Genomic DNA, 2,446 nt, shown 5'->3' on the forward strand with positions numbered 1-2,446 from the left:
CTTACTTTTTTAACGCTTGCAGGTGTTTTGGCGGATATAGGGTGGAGATATCCGTTTCTGATTCATCTACACGCTTTTTTGGTTATTCCCGGAGTAATCCTCGCCGTAAAAGAGCCGAATATCGGACATGAAAATATTGAGGAGATTCTTTCAAATGTGAAAGTGCCATTCCCCTGGAAATCTACATTGATAATAAACACCATCTCATTTTCAGCTATGTTCGTGCTGTTCCTTTTCCCCGTGCATCTTCCATTTTACCTTACTTCCGAATTGGGAGCCTCCAACAGTTATGTCGGGCTGGCATTGGCGATTCAATCGACGGTCGCCATCTTTTTAGGGCTACTCTACAGGCGGATTAAAGCGCGTTTATCGTTCCAGGGAATTATGGCGGTAATCTTTCTATGCTTAGGAATCAACCATCTTATGATAGCGATTTTCGCTGATTGGATCATTCTCGTTGTCGGAATGTTGATAGGAGGAATCTCCATGGGATTGTTAGCGCCCAATACGAATGTATGGGTTTCGACGTCAACTCACAGAGCAACGCGCGGGCGCTCAATTAGTATAATGGTTTCGGTAATATTTCTTGCTCAATTCCTTGTACCCATTTTGTCCCAACCGGTATTACAGAGTATTGGATTCACCGGCATATTCGGATATGGGGCAGGAATATCGTTCTTGTTGTCGCTTATATTAGCGGCTGCCCACAAAAGGAAACCGCTGTGAATATAAACAGTGATCTAAAGGCAATAATCTGGGATTACGATGGTACTCTTGTGGATACAAGGCAAAAAAATCTGAATGTAACCAAGAATCTCATTAAAGATATTTCAGGAAGGAATACTGATGAGATTCCAATATTGAAAGACGTGGAAAAGTATCACCAGGCAACCATGAAGACTTCAAACTGGAGAAAACTTTATCAGGAGGAATTTCAATTAAGCGAAGAGCAAATAAATGAAGCTGGTTCATTATGGACAGAATATCAGCTTAGTGATAATACTCCGGTAACGGTTTTCGATGGAATCGAACGAGGAATATCATCACTTGGGAGTATCCCACAAGGAATAGTTTCGCAAAATTCTAAAAGTAATGTAATCCGACAGCTGGAAAAAGAAGGTCTTATTAAGCATTTCGGATATATAGTCGGCCATGAAGAAGTTGAAATAGATAAACAAAAGCCGGAACCTGATGGATTGATCGATTGCATAGACGAATTGATCGGTCCAAAAAAAGGAGTAATATTTTACATTGGTGACCATGAAATGGATATTCAGTGCGCTATGAATGCGAATAGAGTTTTGCAGGATACCGAATTAAAGATTTGCAGTATTGGCGCATTTTACGGCTCTGATTTAGACACATCAGATTGGCGCGTGCAACCCGATTATGAAGCGTACAGGGTTCAAGATCTGTTCGACATAATAAATAATTTTAGGCGCCATTGATATTTTTAACAAACCGGGATAATTTTTTCTCGTCTAATTTATCATCATTTCTTACGCCACTGCACACATCCACTCCGTAAGGAGAAACAGCTTCAATCGCCTCTGCTATATTCTGCGGATTCAATCCCCCGGCTAACCATACCGGAGCTTGAGCTAACTCTACAATCGCCTTACTTAATTCCCAATTATGGGTTCTTCCTGTGCCGCCAAGCTCTTTGACAGAGGAGCTCACATTACCGGAATCAAGTAACAAACCATCTACCAAAGGAGCGATTGAAATTGCTTCTTCAACAGAAGAATCATCTACCACATGAATAACTTTAATGATATTAATATCCGGTAGCTCTTCTTTAAAATCTGAATAATCTCCGTCCGTCAGAGTGTCACAGATCTGGATTGTCTTAACCTTACATCTTTTTTGCTGGGCAATTATTGAAGCGGTATCCTGTTTGCTTGTGAGAAGAAATGTAGAAATTTCTGAAGGAACGGAGGAGGCGATTTCAGCTATGAGCTCTTCGGCTATCACACCCGGACCGCTGGGCATCTCCGAGACTAACCCGATAGCGGATGCCCCGTATTTGATAGCCATTTCTGCTTCAGCTATATTACCAATACAACATATTTTTATTCTTGGTTTCATAGCATTAAATTATACGAATATTATTTATCCTGATGCAAAGAAAAAATATTAGAGAAGAGAAATTCATTATTGACACTATATACTGAGTTAGATATATTATAAATACTTCATAAAGTATATTTAACTTTAGACATAATCAGGAAGCACATGCGAATAGCATCAAATCGTAAAACACATAAGGAGCGTATGATGAGACTTTTTGTAATTTTTATGCTTATTACGATAATCGGGATTGGTTTCTTACAGCCGGATTTGGGATATGGACAAGGTCTTACCACCTCAAGTTTAAGGGGATCGGTTACAGATGATAATGGGAATTATCTCGCCGGAGCTAATGTAGTTGCAACGCACGAACCGA

Annotated in this window: 4 protein-coding genes; 3 read left to right on the forward strand and 1 reads right to left on the reverse strand. The window is 40.0% G+C overall.

Annotated elements, in window-relative coordinates; all coding sequences use genetic code 11:
- On the forward strand, nt 1-726 hold a 726-nt coding region (locus IIB39_11350; protein ID MCH8929291.1), incomplete at its 5' end, for an MFS transporter.
- Nucleotides 723-1,448 carry an HAD family hydrolase gene (locus IIB39_11355; GenBank protein ID MCH8929292.1) on the forward strand — a complete coding sequence of 242 codons (726 nt, stop codon included), beginning with the start codon at nt 723-725 and terminating at the stop codon, nt 1,446-1,448. The genes IIB39_11350 and IIB39_11355, both read left to right, overlap by 4 nt.
- On the opposite strand, the gene IIB39_11360 is transcribed toward IIB39_11355, so the two are convergent.
- On the reverse strand, nt 1,435-2,088 hold the full coding sequence (locus IIB39_11360; protein ID MCH8929293.1) for a phosphoribosylanthranilate isomerase: 654 nt from the start codon (nt 2,086-2,088) through the stop codon (nt 1,435-1,437). The two genes, IIB39_11355 and IIB39_11360, sit on opposite strands and share 14 nt — an antisense overlap.
- A gap of 147 nt (nt 2,089-2,235) precedes the next feature.
- On the opposite strand from IIB39_11360, the gene IIB39_11365 reads away from it, so the two are divergent.
- On the forward strand, nt 2,236-2,446 hold a 211-nt coding region (locus IIB39_11365), incomplete at its 3' end, for a hypothetical protein (protein MCH8929294.1).

It is taken from the genome of Candidatus Neomarinimicrobiota bacterium (assembly GCA_022573815.1).
In the GTDB taxonomy this organism is placed as follows: domain Bacteria; phylum Fidelibacterota; class SORT01; order SORT01; family SORT01; genus JACZTG01.